At 68.4% G+C, this 21,181-nt stretch carries 9 protein-coding genes; 4 read left to right on the forward strand and 5 right to left on the reverse strand.

All coding sequences use genetic code 11. From position 1 onward, the window contains the following. Positions 1 to 183: 183 nt before the first annotated feature. A complete protein-coding gene (locus J2W22_RS19800) occupies positions 184 to 10,509 on the reverse strand; it encodes an autotransporter-associated beta strand repeat-containing protein (RefSeq protein WP_307120001.1) in 10,326 nt (3,441 codons plus the stop codon). A 295-nt stretch (positions 10,510 to 10,804) separates the two neighbouring features. After that, on the reverse strand, positions 10,805 to 12,436 hold the full coding sequence (locus tag J2W22_RS19805; protein ID WP_307120689.1) for a Na+/H+ antiporter: 1,632 nt from the start codon (positions 12,434 to 12,436) through the stop codon (positions 10,805 to 10,807). Between the two features lie 558 nt (positions 12,437 to 12,994). Between J2W22_RS19805 and J2W22_RS19810 the strand changes: the two genes are divergently transcribed. The 4 genes from J2W22_RS19810 (at position 12,995) to J2W22_RS19825 (ending at position 16,862) form a co-directional block, all read left to right on the forward strand. Continuing rightward, a complete protein-coding gene (locus tag J2W22_RS19810) occupies positions 12,995 to 13,411 on the forward strand; it encodes a response regulator (protein WP_307120002.1) in 417 nt (138 codons plus the stop codon). Positions 13,412 to 13,569: 158 nt separating this feature from the next. Then, complete coding sequence (locus J2W22_RS19815; RefSeq protein WP_373423003.1) at positions 13,570 to 15,444, forward strand: PAS domain-containing sensor histidine kinase; 1,875 nt, start codon at positions 13,570 to 13,572, stop codon at positions 15,442 to 15,444. After that, entirely contained in the window at positions 15,441 to 16,088 is a 648-nt protein-coding gene (locus J2W22_RS19820) for a response regulator transcription factor (protein ID WP_307120003.1), read from the forward strand. The genes J2W22_RS19815 and J2W22_RS19820 overlap by 4 nt, the downstream gene beginning before the upstream one ends. A gap of 330 nt (positions 16,089 to 16,418) precedes the next feature. Then, the gene (locus tag J2W22_RS19825; RefSeq protein ID WP_307120004.1) at positions 16,419 to 16,862 is read left to right on the forward strand and encodes a hypothetical protein; all 444 of its coding nucleotides are present in this window, start codon (positions 16,419 to 16,421) and stop codon (positions 16,860 to 16,862) included. 16 nt (positions 16,863 to 16,878) lie between these two features. Here the strand turns inward: J2W22_RS19825 and J2W22_RS19830 are convergent, their stop codons facing one another. The 3 genes from J2W22_RS19830 to J2W22_RS19840 are packed head-to-tail and all read right to left on the reverse strand — an operon-like array spanning position 16,879 to position 21,174. Next, positions 16,879 to 17,886 carry a hypothetical protein gene (locus J2W22_RS19830; protein WP_307120005.1) on the reverse strand — a complete coding sequence of 336 codons (1,008 nt, stop codon included), beginning with the start codon at positions 17,884 to 17,886 and terminating at the stop codon, positions 16,879 to 16,881. Beyond that, the gene (locus J2W22_RS19835; protein ID WP_307120006.1) at positions 17,883 to 20,441 is read right to left on the reverse strand and encodes a fimbrial biogenesis outer membrane usher protein; all 2,559 of its coding nucleotides are present in this window, start codon (positions 20,439 to 20,441) and stop codon (positions 17,883 to 17,885) included. Before J2W22_RS19835 ends, J2W22_RS19830 begins: the two co-directional genes overlap by 4 nt. Beyond that, complete coding sequence (locus tag J2W22_RS19840) at positions 20,416 to 21,174, reverse strand: fimbrial biogenesis chaperone (RefSeq protein WP_307120007.1); 759 nt, start codon at positions 21,172 to 21,174, stop codon at positions 20,416 to 20,418. The genes J2W22_RS19835 and J2W22_RS19840 overlap by 26 nt, the downstream gene beginning before the upstream one ends. Between the last annotated feature and the right edge of the window lie 7 nt (positions 21,175 to 21,181).

Below are 21,181 nucleotides of genomic sequence, written 5' to 3' on the forward strand. Positions count from 1 at the left end.
CAGATACCTGACCGGCGAATTTCCTTATTGCAACGGGTCGTCCGCTGGACCGGCCCGTTACGGACCGGTTCGTGCGGGTGCATGCAATATCCAGGTGCAGCGGTTGGTTTAGCTGTTCCCCGGCGAAAGCCGGGGAACTGAAGAGCTGAATATCGATAGCCGGCGCGTGCCCCGCGCCCGCGATCAGAACTTCAGACTCAGCGTCGCCCGGCCGCCATGCTCGCGCACCCCGCTGCCCAGCATGCCGCTATACCCGATGCGCAGGTCGAGCTTGTCGCTGAGGTCGACGATGAGGTTGAGGTTCGCCGCCGCCGCGAAGCGGTCGATCTCCGCCGAGCGGACGGTGAACGCCTGGTCCGCCGCCGCGGTCAGGGCGATGAGCGGATTGGCGGCGCGGTCGCCAAAGGCGGTGCGCAGGCCGACATTGCCGCCCAGCCGCACGCCACCGGTGTCGCCGCCGGCCAGCGGGACCTCGCCGCGCAGGCCCAGCTCGGCAATGCCCAGCACGCTCTTCTGGTCGCGCACGATCAGCGCCACCGGGCCGCTGGTCTCGGCGAAGCGGCCGAACCGCACCCGGCTGACGCTGCCGGCCAGATAGGGCTCGACAAAGCCGTGCGCGCCGGTCTCGATCCGGTAGCTCAGCTCGGCAAGGGTCTGGAGCATCACGCCCTGCACCTTGCCGCGCTCGCTGGCGGTGAAGCCGGGCACGGCGATCTGGCGCCGGGCCTTGAGGTCGAGCAGCGCGAGCGAGGCACCCGCGCGGAAGCGCCAGCCGCCGATCGCGGCGCCGGCATAGAAGCCGCCTCCGGTCCGGTCGATCGTGGCGTGGCTGCCGCGCGCGGTCGCCGGCACGGTGATGCGAGTATAATGGCCCATCACGCCGGCGCGCCACGAACCGTCCTCGGTCGCCGCGCCCGCGTCCATGCCCAGGATCATGCCGGTGCGCTCGACGTCATAGCCGGCGGCGTTGCCGTCGCCGTCCACGCTGCCCCAACTGCCGATCACCTGCCCCCAGCCGCCATTGCCCGAAAGCCCGGCATCGGCCGCCGCGGCCAGTCGGCCGACCACCGCCTCGCGCACGATGCGCTCGTCCTCCAGCGCGGCGCGGGTGGCGTCGGCATAGATTTCGCCCGAAAGCTGGTCGAGCGCCGCCGGGATCGCGGCGGGGGCGAGGCTGTAGAGGGCGCTCAGCGGCGTCGGATCATAGTTGCCGCTCATCACCGCGGTATCGAGGCGGGTGATCGTGCTCAGCTGGTTGTAGCTGAGCGGAACCCCGGTGCCGAGGACCGCGGAGAGCTGGTTCGGCGCAAGGAACAACTGAACCTCGTTGGCGGTGTAGATGATCTTCGGCCGGAAGGCGAGGCCGAAGCTGTTGAGCCCGGAGACGGTGAAGGTCCCGCTCACCCCGGCATCGGCGTGGAGCAGCACGAAGCTGCTGTTCATCGCATAATTGCCGCCCAGGTTGAGGATCTGCAGCGTGCCGTTCAACGTTGCGCTGCCGCTCGCCTGAATCCGGTCGGCGCCGCTCGCCTGGACCTCGACCGCGAACAGCGAGCCGGCCTGGAACAGCACATTGCCGGCGACATTCAGCGTGCCGACGCTGTTGCCTGGTGCGATCGTGGCGCCGGTCTGCACGACGAGGCCGCCCACCGTGCCGGTGCCGCCCAGCGTCGCGCCGTTGCCCGCGGTGACGATCGAGCGCGAGAGCAGGCCGTTGATCGCCAGCCGCCCGGCAAGCACGCTGGTCGCGCCGGTGAAGGCCGAGCTGTCGCCGGTGAAGCTCAGGCTGCCCGTGCCGCTCTTCTCGATCAGGCCCGCGCCCGACAGGCTGCCGGCATAGGTGCCGGCGCCCGACTGGGCGAACTCCAGCGCGCTGTCGATCCGGATCGCGCCCTGCAGCGAGGCGGTGTCGCCGCGCAGCCTGCCGGCGGCGACGATCGTGCCGCCGCCATAGCTGTTGGCGCCGGTCAGCGTCGTGGTGCCGTTGCCCGCCTGCACGAAGCCGCCGGTGCCCGACATTGCGTTTGCGAACGTCACTGCGTCGCTGCGGTTGAGGATCAGCACGCCATTATTGGCGATCGCGCCCGAGAGCGAGCCGGTGGTGCCGCCCGTGCCGATCTGGATCGTGCCGCCCGCGATCGTCGTGCCGCCGGTCGGGGTGGCCGTGCCGGTCAGCACCAGCGTGCCGGTGCCGGCCTTGGTCAGGGTGCCGGCGCCCGAGATCGTGCCGGCGAAGGACGAGTTGCCGTTGCCTGCGCCGATGCTCAGCGCGCCGCCGCCCAGGGTGATCGCGCCCGATCCGGTGAGCGTGCCGAGCGACACGCCGAAGCCGGCCAGGTCGAAGGTGCCCGTGGCGACCTGCTGGAGCGCCGCGACCGTGGCGGTGCCGCTGAACGTCACCGCACCATTGTTGACGATGCCGGTGCCGACCGTGCCGGCCAGCGTCGCGGTGCCGTTGTTTGCCAGCCCGCCGGCCAGCGTGCCGGTGCTGGTCAGCGTCGCGTCGTTCTGCACCGCGCCGGTCACGGTGCCGGCATTGGTGAAGACCGCCTGGTTGACCACTCCGCCGGCCAACGAGCTGCCCGCCAGCAGGTTGAGCTGGCCGGCCGTGACCGTGGTCGTGCCGGCATAGCTGTTCGCCCCGCCCAGGCTGAGCGTGCCGGTGCCGGTCTTGGTCAGCCCGCCCGCGCCCGAAATGGCGGCGGCGATCGTCGCGGAGACGCCGCCCGAGACGTCGATCACCGAGAAGCCGCCCGTCGTCGCCAGCCCGTCCGCCGCGGTCGCGCCGGCGATCACATAGTCGCTGGTGGTGAAGCGCAGCTCCTGGAACGCCTGGGTGCCCTGCACAGTGACGTTGCCGCCGGCGCCGCCGCCGAACACCGCGACCTGCCCGCGCCAGGAATCGTTGACACCATAGCCGGTCGGGGCGGTCCAGTTGGTGCCGCCCGTGCTCCAGATGCCCGCGCCGCCATCGCCGCCTGCCGCGGTCGAGGCGCCGGTCAGGTCGCTGCCATCCCAATATTGGATCGCCTGGGGGCTGCTGGCGAACAGGATGTTCACTTGGCCCGCGATGTTGGTGAGCAAGGTCGGGGTATAGCCCGCCGGCAGCGCGCCGAGCGCCAGCCCGTTGTCGGTCAGCGTCCCGCCATAGTTGAACAGCCGGTAATAGCCCTCGCCGAAGCTCGGCTGGGCGAGGACGTTGAGCGTGCCGTCCAGCGTCAGGTTGCCGCCGATATTGACCAGGTCGTTGTTCGCCCCGCCGACGGTGCCGGCCTCGCCCAGCTCGAAATTGAGGATCGTCCCCGCGCCGAGCGTCAGGCTGCCGCCGATGTTGAGCGTGCCCGGGCTGTTGCCCGGATTGAGCGCGGCATTGCCGATGCTCACGTCGCCGTGGAACGTGCCGCTGCCCGCCAGCGTGCCGCCGTTCAGCACCAGGCTGGCGGCGTTGTTCGTCACGTCGCCGAACGCGCCGTTGATCACCAGCTTGCCGGCATCGACAGTCACCGCGCCGGTGAAGTCGGTGCCGTTGCCGTTCGAGCCGGTCAGCGTGACCGAGGCGCCCGCCGCCGTGTCCACCACGATCGAGCCGCTGCCCGCGATCACCCCGGCATAGCTGTAGTTGGTCGCATTGGCGAAGGTCAGCGACGAAGGGACCGGGTTCGCCTCGAACACCGTATCGCCGGTGCCGAGCGTGCCGCCTGCGCCGACGGTCAGCGCCACGCCGCCGCCGATCCGCGTATCGTCATAGCTGTTGGCCGCGGCCAGGGTGAACGTCGTGGACCCGCCGCCCGACAGGCCGAACCGCACCGTGCCGCCGCTGATCGCGCCGCCAAAGGTCGTGTTCGCGCCGTCCACGCCCTGCAGCGTCACCATGCCGGCGCCCTGGATGGCATTGGCCAGCGTGATGGCGGTTACGCCCTGGAGGTTGCGCAGGAAGGTGCCGTTGCCCAGCGTCACCGCGCCGCTGCCCAGCGCCTGGGCATTGTCGAAGCCGAGCGCGCCGCCCTGCACGTCGATTGCGCCCGAGAACGACCCGTTCGTCCCGGTCAGCACCAGCAGGCCGCTGCCCGTCTTGACCAGCGCGCCATTGCCCTGGATCGTGTTGGCGAAGGTCCGGTCGAGCGCGCCGTCGAAGCCCAGCGCCGCATTGTTGGTGACGGTCCCCGCGCCGATCGCACCGCCTTCACCCAGCACGAGTATCCCGCCGCTGATCAGCGTGGTGCCGCTATAGTCGCTGGCGCCGTTCAGCCGCAGCTCGCCAATGCCCGTCTTGGTCAGTCCGCCACTGCCGGTGACCACGCCGTCGAAGGTGGAGAAGGCGGCATTGTTCACCGTCAGCCTCGCCGTGCCCAGCTGGACCGTGCCGCCATTGCCGTTGAGCGCGCCGATCGTCGTGTCGAAGCCCGCGAGATCGAGCAGCGTTCCGGAGGAGCCGAAATAGTTGGTGATGCCGGTCACCGCGCCGCTCAGCGTGATGGTCGCGCCCACCTGCTGGTTGCTGAGCTCGCCATTGACCTGGTTGGCGATCGTCGCCGTGCCGAAATTGCCCAGCGCGCCGTTGATGATGCCCGTGCTGGCGAAGCTGCTGAAGGTCTGGACGTTGCCGTTGATCACGCCGGTGCCGTGGTTGACCGCGGTGCCGCCGAGCGACTGCAGCCCGCTCATCGTCCCGTAATTGTCGAAGCTGCCGAAATTCTGGGTCTGGCCGTTGATCACGCCGGTGGCCGCGTTGACCACCGTGCCGAAGGTCTGGAAGGTAACGAAGGCGGTGATCGTGCCGCTGTTCTCGATCATCGAGAAGTTCTGGATCAGGTCGGCGCTCAGGCTGCCGGTGCCGGTGATCTCCAGCGTACCGGCATTGACCTGCGCGAAGGACTTCAGCGCCCCCCCGCCATTACCCAGCGCGATGCTGCCGGCCAGGCTCAGCGTGCCGTTGCCGTTCTTGGTGAAGGTCGATTCGCTGCCATCGGCTCCCGTGACCGTACCGCTGAACAGCGTCGATATATTGTTGTAGCCGGTGTCGAGCCGGCCGCCGCCCAGCGTAATGGCGCCCGCACCCGCGATCGAGCCGACCTTGGTCTGGAAGCCGTCAAGGTCGAAGGTTCCGCCCGCCTGGACGTTGAGCGCCGATTGCTCTTGGATCGCCTGGTTGATCCCCAGCCGCAGCGTGCCCGCCGCCACGTCGGTGGCGCCGCTATAGGTGTTGGCGGCGGAGAGGATCAGCGTGCCGGCGCCGGTCTTGTTCAGGCCCGCGCCGCCCTGGATGATCACGCCGATATCGGCGGTGATGCCGCTCGCGACGTCGAGGATCGAGAAGCCGCCGGTGGTGTTCAGCCGCGCGCTGGCATCGGACGGGCTCAGCACATAGCCGTCGGTCTCGAAGCGCAGCTCCTCGAAAGCCTGGGTGCCCTCGACGGTGACGGTGCCGCCGGCCGCGCCGGCGAACACGCCGACCTGGCTCTTCCAGCTGTCGTTGATCGCGTAGCCGGTCGGCCCGGTCCAGTTGGTGTTCGCGGCGTGCCAGGTGCCCGATCCGCCATTGCCGCCGGCCGCGGCGCTGGCGCCGGCATCGCTGCCATCCCAATATTGCACCGCCTGCGCGCCGCCCAGCCGCACATTCACCTGGCCGTTGATGTTGGTCAGCACCGTCGCGTCGAGGCCGCCGGCGATCGAGCCGATCAGCAGCTCGTTGTCGGTCAGCGTGCCGCCATAGTTGAACAGCCGGTAATAGCCCGGGCCATAGCCCGCGCCCCAGGCGATGGTGTTGAGCGTGCCGTTGAGCGTCAGGTTGCCGCCCACCGTGACCAGGTCGTTGTTCGCTCCGCCCGGCGTGCCGGGCTCGCCCAGCTCGAAATTGAGGATCGTGCCCGCGCCGAGCGTCAGGTTGCCGGCGATGACCAGCGTGCCCGGGCTGTTGCCGGGGTTGAGCTCGGTATTGCCCAGCGTGACACTGCCGTGGAAGATGCCGCTGCCGCCCAACGACGGTGCGGTGCCGCCGCAGAAGCAGCTGTCGTCGATCAGCATCGTCGCGCTGTTGTTCACCACGTCGCCGAAGCTGCCGTTGATCACCAGCCGGCCGCTGAGCACTTCCACCGTGCCGGTGAAATTCTCGGTGGCGCTGTTCGAGCCGGTCAGCGTGACCGAGGCGTTGGAATCGGTCTCGACGCTGACGATGCCCGCGCCGATGATCTTGCCGCCATAGCTGTAGTCGATGTCGTTCTGGAAGACGAGCGCGGCGGGCGTGGTCGGGTCCGAAGGCGCGGCGTCGAAGGTGACGTTACCGGTGCCCAGCGTGCCGTCATAGACGATCAGCGCGACATTGGGGCCGATCTGCGTCGCGCCATAGCTGTTGGCGCCGTTGAGCCGGAAGATGCTCCCCGCGAACGGTCCCGAGACGCTGGTGGTGAAATGCACGTCGCCGCCGCTGATCGCGCCGTTCAGGTCGGTGTTGTTGCCGCCGCCGTCGAAGGTCGCAGCGCCGCCCAGCGCGACCTGGATCTCGTTGTCGATGTCGAGGCGGGTGCAGCCACAGGCGGCGTTGAGCAGGGTGGTGCCGTTCGCCAGCTTGATCAGGCCGGTGCCGCCCGCATAGTCGCTGCCCAGGCCGAGCGTGCCGGCGGTGACGTTGATCCCGCCGGCGCCCAGGCCTCCCTCGAACGTGTCGTCGATCAGCAGCGTGCCCGATCCGATCTTGGTCAGCTCGCCCTGGAAGTCGATCGAGCCGAGCAGCTCGAAGGTGAAGTTGCCGGTGTCGATCGTGCCGCCGCCCGACAGGATCGTCATGTCGCCGGCATAGGCGTTCTTGATCGCCTTCGTCGTCGCGCCATTGTCGATATCGACCATCTGGCTGGCGCCGAGCCCGAATTCGCCCACCGCCAGCGTGCCGGCCTGGACCGAGATGGCGCCGACATAGGGGCCGGACAGGCCGTTGAGATTGTCCCCGTTCAGCGTCAGCGTGCCCGCGCCGAGCTTGGTGATCAGGCCGTCGCCGGCGATCTGGTCCGCGACGACAAGGTCGTCCGAACGATTGAAGATCAGCGTGCCGCCGCCGATGACGATGTCGCCGGTGCCGAGCGTGCCGATGGTGCCGCCATCGCCCACCTGGATCGTGCCGGTGGGGTTGAGGATCAGCGTGCCGCCGGAATAGCTGTTGCTGGCGGTGAGGATCAGCGTGCCGGTGCCGAACTGGCCGAGCAGCCCGCTGCCGCCGACCGCGGTGGCGAGCGTGACGCTGTCCGACCGGTCGAAGGCGAGCATGCCGTCGGTGGTGATCGTGCCGGTGCCTAGCGTGCCGGCGGTGCCGCCATCGCCGACGATCAGCGTCGCGCCGAGGCCCACTGCCGTGTTGCCATAGCTGTTGGTGCCGGTCAGCCTGGTGGTGCCGCCGCCATAGCTGTCGGCGAAGATCAGGTTGCCGCCGGTGATGTTCCCGGCCAGCACCGTCTCGTAGCCGTCGGCGTCGATCGTCGCGGTGCCGCCCAGCGCGATCTGGATCGCATTGGCCAGCGTCAGCGGGGCGCAGCCGCACGAGGCGTTGAGCAGGGTGGTGGCGTCGGCCAGCTTGATCGTGCCGGTGCCCGCCGCGGTATCGCTGCCCAGCGCCAGCGTGCCGGCGAGGACGTTGATCCCACCGGCGCCGGTGCCCGCGTCGTTCTCGTCGCGCAGTTCCAGCGTGCCCGATCCGGTCTTGGTCAGCTCGCCCTGGTAATCGACGGCGCCGGACACGGTGAAGCGGTAGCTGTCGGTATCGATCGTGCCGCCATTGGCCAGGATGGTCACGCCGCCATCATGATCGACGTCCTCGAGCAGCCGGACCGCCGCGCCATCGTCGATCGCGATCAGCGGGCTGAAGCTCAGCCCCTGCTGGTTGAAGGCCAGCGTGCCGCCCGTGACCAGCGTGGTCCCGTCATAGGCGTTGACGGCGGTGATGTTGAGCGTGCCGCTGCCGATCTTCTCGAAGCCGAAGCCGCTGGCGATCCCCGTGATCGCACCGCTCTGCGTCGCGACATCGGTGCCCAGCACTTCGAGTTGCATCGCGTTCGAGGCGAGCAGGATGGTAGGGGCATTGTCGACGCCGTCGGCGAAGCTGATCACCGAACTGGCCGGGCCGACCGTGCCGATGGTATTGTTCGAGGCGCCCGCCGCACCGGTCTCGCCGATCACCAGCTTGCCGTTCACCGCGATGGTGCCGGTCAGCGCGTTGTTGCCGAACAGGCTCAGCGTGCTGCCGCTGGCGACCGTGATCTCCAGGTCGGACGCGATTGCGCCGCCCGTGCTGCCGAACACCGCGCTTTCCCCGGCGACGGTCGTCAGGGCGCCGGTGCCCGACGATTCGATCGTTCCGGTGCCGGTGATGCCGAGTGCCTGGCCGAGCGACAGGTCGTAATTCCCGATATCGAGCGTGCCGCCGCCCAGCACGATGTCCGCGCCGGCCAGGGCGTTCACGTTGCTCTGCAACAGGGTGCCGTCGTTGATCGTGATCGTGCCGGTGAAGCTGTTGCTGCCCGCCAGCGTCAGGATGCCGCTGCCGGCCTTGGTCAGCCCGCTGCCCGAGAGCGCACTCATCAGCAGCACGTTGTTGCCGTTGGTGTCGAAGACGCCGCCGGCGCTGCCGATCGGGTCCAGGCGCGCGGAAATGTCGGTCGTGGTGCCGGCGGCCCATTGCAGCCCGCCGCCGTTCAGCGTGATGTTGCCGCTGCCGAAATTGCCGCTGCCGGTGAAACTGATCAGCCCCCCGGTGATCCGCGTGCCGCCGGTATAGCTGTTGGCGCCGGTCAGCTCGAGCACGCCGGGACCGGCCTGCTCCACCGATCCGTCGCCGTCGATCGCGTTCGATACGGTCTGCGCGTCGGCACGGGCGAAGACCAGGCTGGCGCCGCTCGCGATGGTGACATTGCCGGTTCCCAGCGTGCCGCTGGTCGCGCCGCTGCCGCCCGCGCCGATCTGCAGCACGCCGCCATCGATCGTCGTGCTGCCGCTATAGTCATTGTCGCCGCTGAGGATCAGCGTGCCGATGCCGGCCTTGCGGATATTCTGGGTGCCGGTGACCGTACCGGCGAAATCGCCGCCATAGATCAGGGTCTCGGCGCCGTCGTTCTGCAGCGTGCCGGCGCCTTCGAGGCTCTGGAGCGTCGTGACGGGCTGCACGCCGTTGATGTCGAGCGTCGCGCCTGCGTCGATCTGCACGGAAGTGAAATTGGCGAGCGACAAGCTCATGAAGCCGGTCCCGGCCCGGAAGATTCCGCCGCCGAAGATGGCCTGCTTCGGCGGGCCGCCGCTCACCGATCCGGTGGAGAAGGAAGCGATGATCGTGCCGGTGTCGGCGGCGCTGCCGAACCGGACCTCGGTATCCCCGCCATAGTTCAGCGTGCCGGTGAGCGTCAGCGTCGTGCCCGTCGCCGCGGCCAGCGTGCCGGTCGCGCCGTCGTTCCAGAAAAGATTGTTGCCGAGCGCGCCGTCGAAGTTGGTGCGGAGCATGCCCGTGTTGAGTTCGACCGCGCCGCCGCCGATGCTCGCGGGATCGTCGATCTGCAGCGTGCCGCCGTTCAGGGCCGTAGAGCCGGAATAGCTGTTGGTGCCCGTCAGGATCAGGGTGCCGGTGCCGGTCTTGGCGATCGATCCGCTGCCGGAGATCGCATTGCCCAGCGTCTCGGTGCCGTCCACGTTGAAGCTGAGGCTGCTGCCGCTGTCGAGCTGGATGCCGCCGGTGATGCTCCATCCGGCAAGCAGGCTGAGGCTGTTGTTGCCGCCGGTGAAATGGAGCGCATAGCCGCGCGTCACGCCGTCGCCGCCCGTGCCGCCGGCGATGCTGCCGGCATTCTCGATCACGATGTCCGCGCCGCGGATGCCGGTCCCGCCGGCACCGCCGGCCCCGGCCAGGCCGCCACCGCTCGATCCCGCGCCGCCCAGGCCGCCAGCGCCGCCGGTGATCGACCCCGCCGACAGGTTGGTGATCACCGCGCCGGCATTGGCGACGATGCCCGCGCCGCCGTCGCCGCCCGCGCCGCCATTGGCGGGGCCGCCGGAGAAGAACGTCGCGCCGGCGGCTCCGCCATTGCCACCATTGCCGCCGGCCACGGTCGCGCTGTTGGTCAGTGGCCCGGTCAGGAGGACGCCGTTGCCGCCGCTGCCGCCACCGCCGCCGCCGGTGCTGTAATTACCGGCCTGTCCGTTGCCGCCATTGCCGCCATTGCCGCCGATCGGCGTGGCCAGGGAGCCGTTGGCGCCACCACCGCCGCCGCCGCCGGGGCCGCCGCTATTGACGTTGCCATCGGCGCCGTCCCCGCCGGGGTCGGTACCGGCGGCGCCGCCCGTCGTCTGGCAGGCGGCGACGGGGATGATCGAGCAGGTTGCCGTGCCGCCCGGCTGGCCGGCTCCGCCGCCTGCACCGCCGCCGCCGAAACCGCCGGAACCACCCGCGCCGCCCTGCTGGGCGAAGGCCGGCGTCGCGATCAGCAGCGCGGCCAGGCCGCCGCTCAGCGCGGTCACCGAGCGGATCGACCGCCTCACTTTGCGCGCCCGCTTCCCGGCTGCACTGAAGATTGCGAACGACTCGGTATTGCTCGGCATATTGGTTCCCCCCAGGAAACCCGAGAACCGAGTGCGAAATGAAGTCAATATACCATATGGGGGGTGCCGCGGGGCGGGTGGGGTGCTCCAGTGCTGAATTTCGGCAGGAATTTCGCCCAAGTCATTGCAATAAAACCATGGTTAACCTTGCGCCACGGCCCGGTCAAACGAACCGGGCGGCATGTTTTTTGTGCGCCGCACGGCGACGCAGTGCGCGATGTTCGCCATCCTTGCTTCAGCCCCGGTGGCGCGCCTCGGCCAGGTCGAGCTCGCGGGTCAGCTTGCGCGCCGTCTCGCTGCCCACCGCGCGGCTGCGGGCGAGCTCAAGCAGGCGGGCGCGCTCGGCCTGGATGCCGATCAGCCGCAGCTCGCTGACCAGCCGCTCCTGCGCCCGCGCCTCGCCGCCGCGCCCGTCGCCCAGACCCTCGATCCGCTCGCGATAGAAATCCATCACGCGCGTGCCGGCGCCCGCATAGAGATCGGGATCGTCATGCTCCTCGCCCAGCGCGTGCTGGCGCCGCTCGACTGCGCGGATCGCGGCCTCTGCGGTGGCGATCCGCGCGGCGTCCTCCTCGGCCTGGCGCGAAGGCTCGGGCGGCAGCACCAGGTCCTTGAGCAGGACCGGCAGCGCGACGCTGGCGATTACCAGCGACACGATGATCACCCCGGCGGCGAGGAAGATCGCCAGGTCGCGGGCCGGGAAGGGCGATCCGTCGTTGAGCGCCAGCGGCAAGGTCAGCACGCCGGCCAGCGTGATCGCGCCGCGCACGCCGGCGAACGAGGTCGCCGCGACCAGCCGCCAGTTGGGGCTGCGCATCTCCGCCAGCCCCTCGCGCTTGCGCAGGATGGTGAGCCGCAGCGACGTCCACACCCAGGCAAAGCGGAGCGCGGCGAGCCCCGCGACGATCGCCACGACATAGATGCCGAGCCACCAGGGCGAGTGATGGCCGGTCAGCAGCACGGTCTGTCGCGCGTCCGCGACGATGCCGGGCAGCTGCTCGCCGAGCAGCACGAAGATCACGCCGTTGAGGGTGAACTGGAGCGTGTCCCAAACCGAGTTGCGCCGCATCCGCGTGACCGCCATCGCCTGGCGTGAGATCTCCGCGAAGGTCATCGTCACGCCGGCGCTCACTGCGGCGAGGATGCCCGATGCGTGGAGATGCTCGGCGAGCAGGTACGAGCCGAACGGGATCAGCAGGCTGACGAGGATCTGCGAGCCGGTGTCCTCGCCCCAGCGCCGCGTGACCCAGGCCTTGGCGCGCGACACCGCCAGCGTGACGAGCACGCCGATTACCAGCCCGGCACCGGCAACCCACGCGAAGGTGAGGGCGGCCTCGCCCGCCGAGAAGCTGCCGGTCAGCGCGGCGGCGACGGCGAAGCGCAGGCAGACCAGGCCGGATGCGTCGTTGAGCAGCGATTCGCCTTCGAGGATGTGCATCATCCGCTTCGGGATCGGCACGCGCGCGGCGATTGCCGACACCGCGATCGGATCGGTCGGCGAGACGACGGCGGCGAGCGCGAAAGCGACGGCGAGCGGCATCGCCGGGATCATCCAGTGGATCAGCAGCCCCATGCCGATCACGGTCAGCAGCACCAGCCCGAGCGCCAGTTCGACCACGGTGGGAAGGTCCTTGAACAGCTCGTCCTTGGGGATGCGCCAGCCGTCGAGGAACAGCAGAGGCGGCAGGAAGAGGAACAGGAACAGCTCGGGATCGAGCGCGACCCGGTGCGACGTGGACAGGCCGATCGCCGCGCCGAGCAGGATCTGCACCAGCGGCGTCGGCACCGCGAAGGGCAACATGCGCGCCAGGGCGCCACTGACCACTACCGCGAGGAGGAGGAAGAGGATGATCGACAGGGTTTCCAAGGCATAATCCTGGTGAAACGCAGTCAACGCCGCGCCTTGTTGAACGTTCAGGGCATGTTTGCCAGCCGATAGCCGCCCGCGGGGCCGATGACGAGCGACGCGACGCCCCGAACGCAACCGACCTTTGGTCCGACCAATAAGTAAGACTACGAATCGCCGTCCGCCGGGCATCCGACCTAGTGTGGCGTCGCGCCGCAGACTGCGGCGGGGGGCTGGGAGAAGACGGGCAGACGCCCGGCCAATCCCGACAGGAACATCGGCGTGATACTCCGGCGGACCGCTGCCCGCCGCTCGATCGTTGGCACCCCCAAGACCTCGCAAGGGCCTGACCTTCGCCGGGCGGGCGGGATGCGCCTCCGGGCCGGGGCCACGTCACTGCAGGAGGTTGCTTCGGTGCCCGATCGCCCGCTCGACTGCATGACCATGGGACAGATTCGAATGATCCTGGGTCTGTTCGGCTGCCCTCGAACACTGATATGGTCGCACGGCGCTGCAATCGAAGGGACCGCCGGACCGGACGGCCCCGCCAGCGTAAGACCTGCAGAGAGGGTGTAGGGCGTGCTACTGTCGCGGAAGGAAAATCTGCCCCTTCTCCTCATCGAGGACAACGCTGCCGTACGCCGGGGATTGCAGCTGCTGCTGCAGGGCAAGGGCTATCAGGTCCATTCCTTTGCCAATGCGGTGACAGCGCTGGCAGACCCCGCCTCGGTGGAGACGGCGCATGTTGTGGTCGATTATTCGATGCCGGATTGCGACGGGATCGCGGCGCTGCAGACGCTGCGCGCGCGAGGCTGGCAAGGTATCGCCATCCTGATCACTGCATTCTTCTCGGAAGCCCTGCAGGCCGAGGCGATCCTGGCAGGTTTCGCGGCAGTGCTGCCCAAGCCGTTCCGAGACGACTCGCTGCTGGAAGTGCTCGCCGAGGCAGTGCCGATCGAGGCCGAGTCGCAGATACAAGTCGCGGAAACTTCCTAGATCAGTCTCATTTCTGCACCGCGACGGCCCGATTTTTTCGTTTCCGTGATGTTTCTGCACCATTTCCGATGAATTTCTTCCATGCTATCGTCCCTCAACCTGAGCGATGAAGCAGATGCGCTATCACGCGCATCGCCATCGTCCGGGGGGAGATTGCGGTGGCCGATGCCCCTAGTTCATCGGCGCGCGACCTGGTTGCCGCCTGCGGGGTGGTGGTTGGCTCGGTCGCTGTCGCCACGTTGCTGCGCTGGGCGCTCGCGCCCTGGCTGGGCGACTATGGACATTTCCTGCTCTACGCGGCGGCGGTGTTCGCCACCGGCTTCTTCGCCGGTGCCGGCCCTGCGCTTGCCGCTGCGCTAGCCTCGGTCCTGGCGGTTACCCTGGCCGGCTGGGCGAGCGGCCAGATGGCGCTCTTCGAACGCATCGTCTTCCTGCTCGCCTCCTCGGTCATCATCATCGTCGTGTCCTACATCATCCGCCTGCAGTGGCGGCTGCGCACCACCGAGCAGGTCGCCGAGCGCGGCGCCAGCCGGGCGGACGATCTCGCCGAGACGCTGAACCTGCTCATCGACGGCGCCGAGGGCTGCGCCATCTACATGCTCGATCCCCAGGGCCATGTGACGATCTGGAACAAGGCAGCCGAGCGGATCCAGGGCTGGAGCGAGCGCGAGGTGGTGGGGCAGCATTGCTCGATCTTCTATCCGGATGTCGCGGTCGAGGTCGAAAAGCCGCAGCACGATCTCGACAAGGCGCGTGCCGAGGGCGGGCTGGAGGAAGAAGACTGGTGCGTCCGCAAGAACGGCTCAGAATTCCTCGCCCACATCATGCTGACGCCGCTCTATGACGAGCGGGGCGCGCTGCGCGGCTTCGCCAAGGTGATCCGCGACGTGACCGAGCAGCGCGCGGCGGAACGGCACCTCCAGGCGAGCGCCTCGCAGTTCCGCTCGATCCTGGCGGCGGTGCCCGATGCGATGGTGGTGATCAACGAGGCGGGCAAGATCCTGTCGTTCTCCGCCGCGGCGGAGAAGATGTTCGGCATGCGCGAGGCGGATGTCATCGGCGCGAACGTCAGCTGCCTGATGCCCTCCCCGGACCGGGAGCGGCATGACGCGTATATCCGCCGCTACCTGACGACGGGCGAGGCGCGGATGATCGGGGTCGGCGGCATCGTGCTGGGCCGGCGCCATGACGGGACGACCTTCCCGATGGACCTGTCGGTCGGCGAGGCAGTGGCCGAGGGCGGGCGCGTCTTCATCGGCTTCATCCGCGATCTCACCGAGAAGGTGGCGGACGAGGAGCGGATCGAGACGCTCCGATCCGAGCTCATCCATGCCTCGCGGGTCAGTGCGATGGGCACGATGGCATCGACGCTCGCGCATGAACTCAACCAGCCGATCACCGCGGTGGTCACCTTCGTGCGCGGCGCCCGGAACCTGCTGCGGGAAGAGGATCCCGACAATCGCGACATGATCGAAGAGGGGCTCGACGAGGCCTTCGAGGAGGCGCTGCGCGCCGGCAGCATCGTCCGCCGGCTGCGCGAGTTCGTGGCGCGCGGCGAAGTCGAGAAGACGATCGAGTCGCTGGCCACCCTGGTCGAGGACGCGTCCGAGCTGGCCCTGATCGGGGCGCGGGAAAAGGGCGTGGAGGCAAGCTTCAGGCTGGATCCCGGCGCCGACAGCGTGCTGGTCGACCGGATCCAGATCCAGCAGGTGCTGATCAATCTGATGCGCAATGCGATCGAGGCGATGGCCGGCTGGCCACGCCGCGCGCTCACCGTTTCCACCGCGCCCGACGAGGCCGGGTTCGTCCGCGTTACCGTTGCCGATACCGGCCCCGGCGTGTCGGCGGAGATCGTCGAGAACCTGTTCCGCGCCTTCCACAGCACCAAGCTGACCGGAATGGGGCTCGGGCTCTCGATCTGCCGGACGATCGTGGAGGCCAATGGCGGCCGCATCTGGATGGAGCCCGCCCTGGATGGCGGTGCCCGCTTCATATTCACCTTGGTTCGTGCTGACACGGAGGCCCTGGAATGAATGACAAGCCGTTGGTCCACGTCATCGACGACGAGGAGAGCGTGCGCCGTGGCGCGAAATTCTTCCTGACCACCACGGGCTATGCCGTGCGCACCTGGTCGTCGGGCATCGCCTTCCTGAAGGAGGTCCGCCACGCCGAGCCGGGCTGCGTGCTGCTCGACATCCGCATGCCCGAGATGGACGGGCTGGAAGTGCAGCAGCGGCTCAATGCCCGCGGCGTGACGATGCCGGTCATCGTGCTGACCGGGCACGGCGACGTGTCGGTGGCGGTGAAGGCGATGAAGGCGGGGGCAGTCGATTTCCTCGAGAAGCCCTTCGACACCGACGCGCTGCAGGATGCGATCGACCGGGCCTTTGCCAGGGTCGCCGCCGGCAAGGAATATAGCGCGCGCGTCGCCGAGGCCGGGGTGGTGCTCGGCGTGCTGAGCTGCCGCGAGCGCGAGGTGCTCGAGGGCCTGGCGCGGGGGCTGCCCAACAAGACGATCGCCTACGACCTGGGCATCAGCTCGCGCACCGTCGAGGTGCACCGTGCCAACATCATGGCCAAGCTCCACGCCCGCAGCCTGTCCGACGCGCTGCGGATCGCCTTCGCGGCGGGGATGGGCCAGGGGCGCGCTGCGTTTCCGGCGGCGCCGGGGCAGTAGGACCGGCGCAGTCTCTACATTCAGATACAAGGTGTTCCCCGGCGAAAGCCGGTGCCCAGGGTCACAAGCGCACCCGCTCGGATCATCTCCTGCGGCGATCCCTGGAGATGCATGTTCAACCTGGCATTAGGCAGAGCAACCCTGGGCCCCGGCTTTCGCCGGGGAACTGAAAAGCCGCATATCGATAAGCGCTGGCGGCGCCTGCCGCCGCGCAATTCCCGCGGAACCCCGCTCCCGCGAATCCAATGCGTCAGGTTACGGAGAGCGAGTTTAACCCGACGTCAACCGCCTTTGAGGGAAAAGGAACCGTTCTGGCGGGAGTTTCTTATCATGCAGTACAACAACAGCGTTTCTTCCTTCGTGCGCCGTGCCGGCGCGGTCGCTGCCTTCGGCGCGATGCTCGCAGTGGCACCGACGGCCTTTGCCGACACCACGCAGGATGGCTATCGCCTGACGGTTTCGGGTTATGTCCCCGTGGTTTGCCGCGCGAACCTCGACACCATGGTTGCCCCGTCGGGCGGCAACCAGGTCGATCTCGGCACGCTTCACGAGTTCTGCAACAGCGCGAACGGCTACAAGGTCACGGTCGATCACTCGCCCGAGCTGGCCGGCGCGACTCTGATGATCGACGGCAATGCCGTGCGCCTTTCGGATGCCGGCTCGACCGTGATTTCGGGTGCCTCGCAGCCGGGTATCGCGGCGCACAAGGTGTCGCTGGTCACTGAGAACGGCCAGGCCAACGGCACCCTGTCGATCCGCGTCACCGCGCTCTGATCCGGCTCTAGCTGGATCAGGAGCAGATCGTCCCCGGCGTACCCGCGGCAAGCGGGGAGATGGTGACGGTCAAGATGTCCTGGTAAACGGAGGCCGGCGTTCGCGTCTGGCCTCCTTCCAGCAACCGTACTTCCAGGGGCAGCAATATGCCCTGGTTCGGCGGCGACCCGGCCAGGCCGGCACGCGTGCAGGTCTTGGTTATCGGCGTCGTGTTCGTCGGGTTGCGCGTCTGCGCGACAAAGGTCGCCGAATAGCCGAGCGACTGGGTGGGGTTCGTCGGATTGCCGCCGGAGAAGGTCATCCGGTAGTTGTTCTGCGACGTCATCTGGATCGAATAGGGGCCCGAGCTCGCGACGCGCACGAAGCCGGTGCGGATGATCGGCGTGGTCGTCACATCGGTATCGGTCTTGTCGCCTACTTCCCCGAAATCGAGCGCAGGCCCGGCATAGCTGGCCTGCAGCGCACTCAGCACATTGACGTTGATGTGGATCGCGCTGACCAGCTTGGTCGGCGTGACGACATCGGCCATGCCGCCCGTGCCGTTGCAGACATAGAGGATGTCGAAGTCGATCGGCAGGCCGGCCGACAGGTCGACATTGGCCGGCACGGTGACGACCAGGTTGAAGGGCGTCGACTGGTCCGGCTGCGAGGCACCTCCGAAATTATAGTTGATCTCGCCCGCCGACTGCGAGTTGATCGTCGGGTGGCCCATGGTGTTGCCCTCTGTGTAGAGGATGCTCGTGCCGTTGTAGAGAATCTGGTAGTTGGGCGTGCCCACCGGCTTGATCAGCACGAAATTGACCGTCTGGGTCTTGGCCGCACCGGTGCCGAACCGCGTCAGGATCAGCGGAATGGTCACCTGGGTCAGCCCGCTCGGCGAGAAGGGGTCATAGGTGATCGTCGGCGAGGCGAGCGCCTGGCCGGATACGCCGCAGGTCCCCTTTCCCTGTGCCCAGGCTGGCGCGGCTTCGGCGACGCAGAGGACGCCGCAGACAGCTGCGATCAGCTTTAGCTTCTTGCTCATTGCTTGGTCCCGTCCTTCGCTGCAGGCGTGAGCTCGCCAAGGCGCACGACGCCTTCGGCACTCTCCGCGATATCAATGACAAAGCTGCTCTTCTCGGTATCGAGCATGTCGATCCGCCAGCGCCCGGCAGCCAGGCCGGTGGCGGCGAAGCGGCCCTCGCGGTTGGTGAACACCACGACGGGTTCACGCTCCGGATGCGCCAGCTCGGTCGCCTTGCCGGTGACCAGCGAGACCGGATCGCCGTTGCGATCGGTCATCCGGCCCATCGCGGTCAGGTTGTAGCCCGAGCCGACCTCGAGCCGGTATCCGCTGCGATAGGGCGGGAAGAGGCGATAGGCGCCCTGGCCCAGGTCATAGCCCGCCGGCGCGTTCGGCGAGTCGATCTTGACCGTGCGCTCGGCATAGGAGCTGAGGCTCGGCTGCAGGGCGGTGCCCAGCGCTCCGGTCGAGGCGACATAGCCGAACTCGGTCGGGTCGACGCGGATATTGGCGCCCTTCAGGCTGTCATGGCCCTTCACCACCGCGAAGCTGTCATAGATCGGCCGGCCGATGGTCAGCGCGCCATCGGCCAGGGCGACCGCGGTGCCGAAGCGGAACGAAGTGCGCTGCCCGGTCGAGCGGCCGAAATCGTCGTCGAACGTGCCGAAATGGCTGAAGCCCAGGTCGGCGCGGTTGCTGACATAGTTGCCGGCGGCACTGATGCCCGCGCCGTTGCGGTCGCGCTCGATATCGGCCGCGAGGTTGTAGGAGCCGACGCCCTGGCCGTGCATCATGTTGTACGACAGGCGCGCCCGCTCGGTCCGCGTGTCGTAATCGGCGCGCAGGTTCGAATAGCGGCCGAGGCGCAGCGTCAGGCTGACCAGCCCGCCCAGCCCCTTGCGGACATTGTCGCGCTCGTAGCGCAGGTCGCCGGTCATGGTCAGGCGGTCGTTTATCCGCCAGCCCATGGTGGCGCGCGCGGTATAAAGGTCGCGCTGGCTGTCGCGGCCGCGCGAATAGCGCCCGTCGATGCCGCCATAGATATAATCGGTGAAGGTGTGCGAATAGCCGCCCCCGGCTTCCCAGGCGAAGGGGTTGCGGGGGATCACCGTGCCGATCGGGCCGAAATTCCGGCTGCGGCTCTCGAAGAACAGCGTGATGGAGTCCGAGCGGCCATTGGGGCGCTGGATCAGCCGCTGGAAGGTGGCCAGCGCCGCGCGCCCCGCCCCGATGCCGTCGATCTGCGAGAGCGAGAAGCTGCCGGAGAAGGTGCCGAGCTTGGTGCCCCACACCGCTTCCACGCCACCCATCACCACTCGGCTGTCGGCCTGGATATTGGCGCCCAGGGTGAGCGCGTCGCTCATGCCGTGGCGGAAGAAGGCGGAGGCCGCGGGCTTGCTGGTGTAGTTGGGGCCATAGGCCTGGAGTGGCGCCATCACGCCGGCATAAAGGCCGAACTCGCTCAGCCCCGACGCCAGCTGCGACTGGTCGAGGAAGACGTTGAAGCGCAGGACCTCGCTGCGGCCGGTATCGTCGAGGATGTTCAGGCGGATGTCGTTCGCGCCCTGGGTGAAGGGGAAGTCGCGCAGGTTGTAGGTGCCCGGCGCCAGCTGGAGCCGGCGCACCAGCTCGCCATTGACGTACACCTCGACCGTCGACGAGCGGGTGAGCTGGAAGCTGCGGTCGCCACGCGGCCGCACGATCTCCTGCGGCTGCAGCACGCTGTACGAGCGGAACACCGACAGGCCGGCGATGTCGGGCACCGACTGGAAGCCGCGCGTCACCGGCTGGAGGTCGCCCAGCGTCCAGCGGACCAGCCGCTTCTGGTCGTCATAGACCAGGCGCGAGCCGAGGCGCTGGAAATCGGTGCCGTTGCTGCCGGGCTGCCAGATCGCCTGGCTCTCGATCACGGCGCCCAGCGCCCGGGCCGCGCCGTCGAGGAACAGGACCGGGGACTGGACGCCCTTGTCCGGCCCGCTCCACAGATAATCGACATTGCCGCGGACGTTGAGATAGGCGCTGAACTCGGCCGGCTTCACATAGGTGCCGACGCGGTCGCGCTCGAGCGGGCTGACCAGCACCGTGCGGCTCGCGCGGCGCTCGCTGGCGATGTCGATCGCGATCGCCAGCTGCTGCGGATCGTAGCGAAGCTGGATGCCCGAGTCGCGGAACGCCTCCGGTCCGATTGCCGTCTTGCCCGCGAAGCTTGCCTGCAGGTTCCGCAGCACCTCGGGATCGAGCACGTTGGAGAGCAGGTCCATCAGCCGCCGCGACGAGAACTCGATCGAGTCGTCGGGCTGGATGGTGATGACCACGTCGCCGAGATAGACCGGCCCGTCCTTGGCCGCGACGGTCAGCGTCACCGGCTTGCCGGTCGGGTTGATCCGGGCCTGGGGTTCGCTGCCGCTGGAGGTCGGCTTCGGCAGCACGATGTGCCGTTCCTGCTCCTGCGTGGTCTGCTTGTCCTCGTCGGCGGCGCGGGCGACGGGCGACAGGGCCAGGGGTGCGCAGCCCGCCAGGAGGGCGAGTGCCGCGCAGCGCAGGGAGCGCTTAGCCTTCGGGCGTGAATTGGGCATCGATCGTGCCTTCACTGGTGGGAAGCTGGACGGGGATGAGCAGCCGACGGGTTTGCCCCGCACCGACCAGGCCGAAGCCTACGGTTTGCTGGATTTCCGGCCCGGCGAGCGTGCGGCGGAAGACTTCCTTGCCGCTGCGGTCGCGCTCGACGATCCGCAGCCGGCCCTTGGAGAGATAGCCATGCGCCGGGCTGTCGTTGCTCAGCGTGATCGCCGCTACCGGCTGGCCCTTCTCATCGCGCGCGACCTCGCTCTGCGTGATCTTGAGCTGCGCCTTGGCGCCCGCCGGCTTCACGCTCACCAGCACCTGGAAATTGTACAGGATCTGGATCGCGGACTGGCCCTGGGGCAGCTGCACCGGCAGCTGGGCGACGGTGACGTAATAATGCTTGCTGCGCGCCAGCGCCGGATCGCCGATATATTGCACGCGGAAGGACTGGGTCTGGCCCGGCTGGATGATCGCCTGGGGCGGGAAGATCAGCAGGTCGCCCGAATCCTTGCCGGTGCCGTGCAGCCCGGCCTGGTCGAAGGTCAGCTCCTCGACGCGCAGCTCGACGGGAAGCGGCTGGGTGAAGGTGTTCTCCACCGTGATCGTCTGGCTCATCCCGCTGCCGGTGGTGGACAGGTCGATCACCACGGGCTGCACGGTCTCCGCTTTCACCTGCGGACTGCTCGCGAGCATTGCGGCGGCGAGCACCGTGCCGAGAGCGAGACCATGGATCCACTTCTTCATCTGGGTT

The organism is Sphingomonas kyeonggiensis (genome assembly GCF_030812785.1).
Lineage (GTDB): Bacteria > Pseudomonadota > Alphaproteobacteria > Sphingomonadales > Sphingomonadaceae > Sphingomonas > Sphingomonas kyeonggiensis_B.

Coding starts and splice junctions, on each gene's coding strand:
- J2W22_RS19825 (WP_307120004.1), top strand. CDS start 16,419: ATGCAGTACAACAACAGCGTTTCTTCCTTCGTGCGCCGTGCCGGCGCG.
- J2W22_RS19840 (WP_307120007.1), bottom strand. CDS start 21,174: ATGAAGAAGTGGATCCATGGTCTCGCTCTCGGCACGGTGCTCGCCGCC.
- J2W22_RS19820 (WP_307120003.1), top strand. CDS start 15,441: ATGAATGACAAGCCGTTGGTCCACGTCATCGACGACGAGGAGAGCGTG.
- J2W22_RS19830 (WP_307120005.1), bottom strand. CDS start 17,886: ATGAGCAAGAAGCTAAAGCTGATCGCAGCTGTCTGCGGCGTCCTCTGC.
- J2W22_RS19835 (WP_307120006.1), bottom strand. CDS start 20,441: ATGCCCAATTCACGCCCGAAGGCTAAGCGCTCCCTGCGCTGCGCGGCA.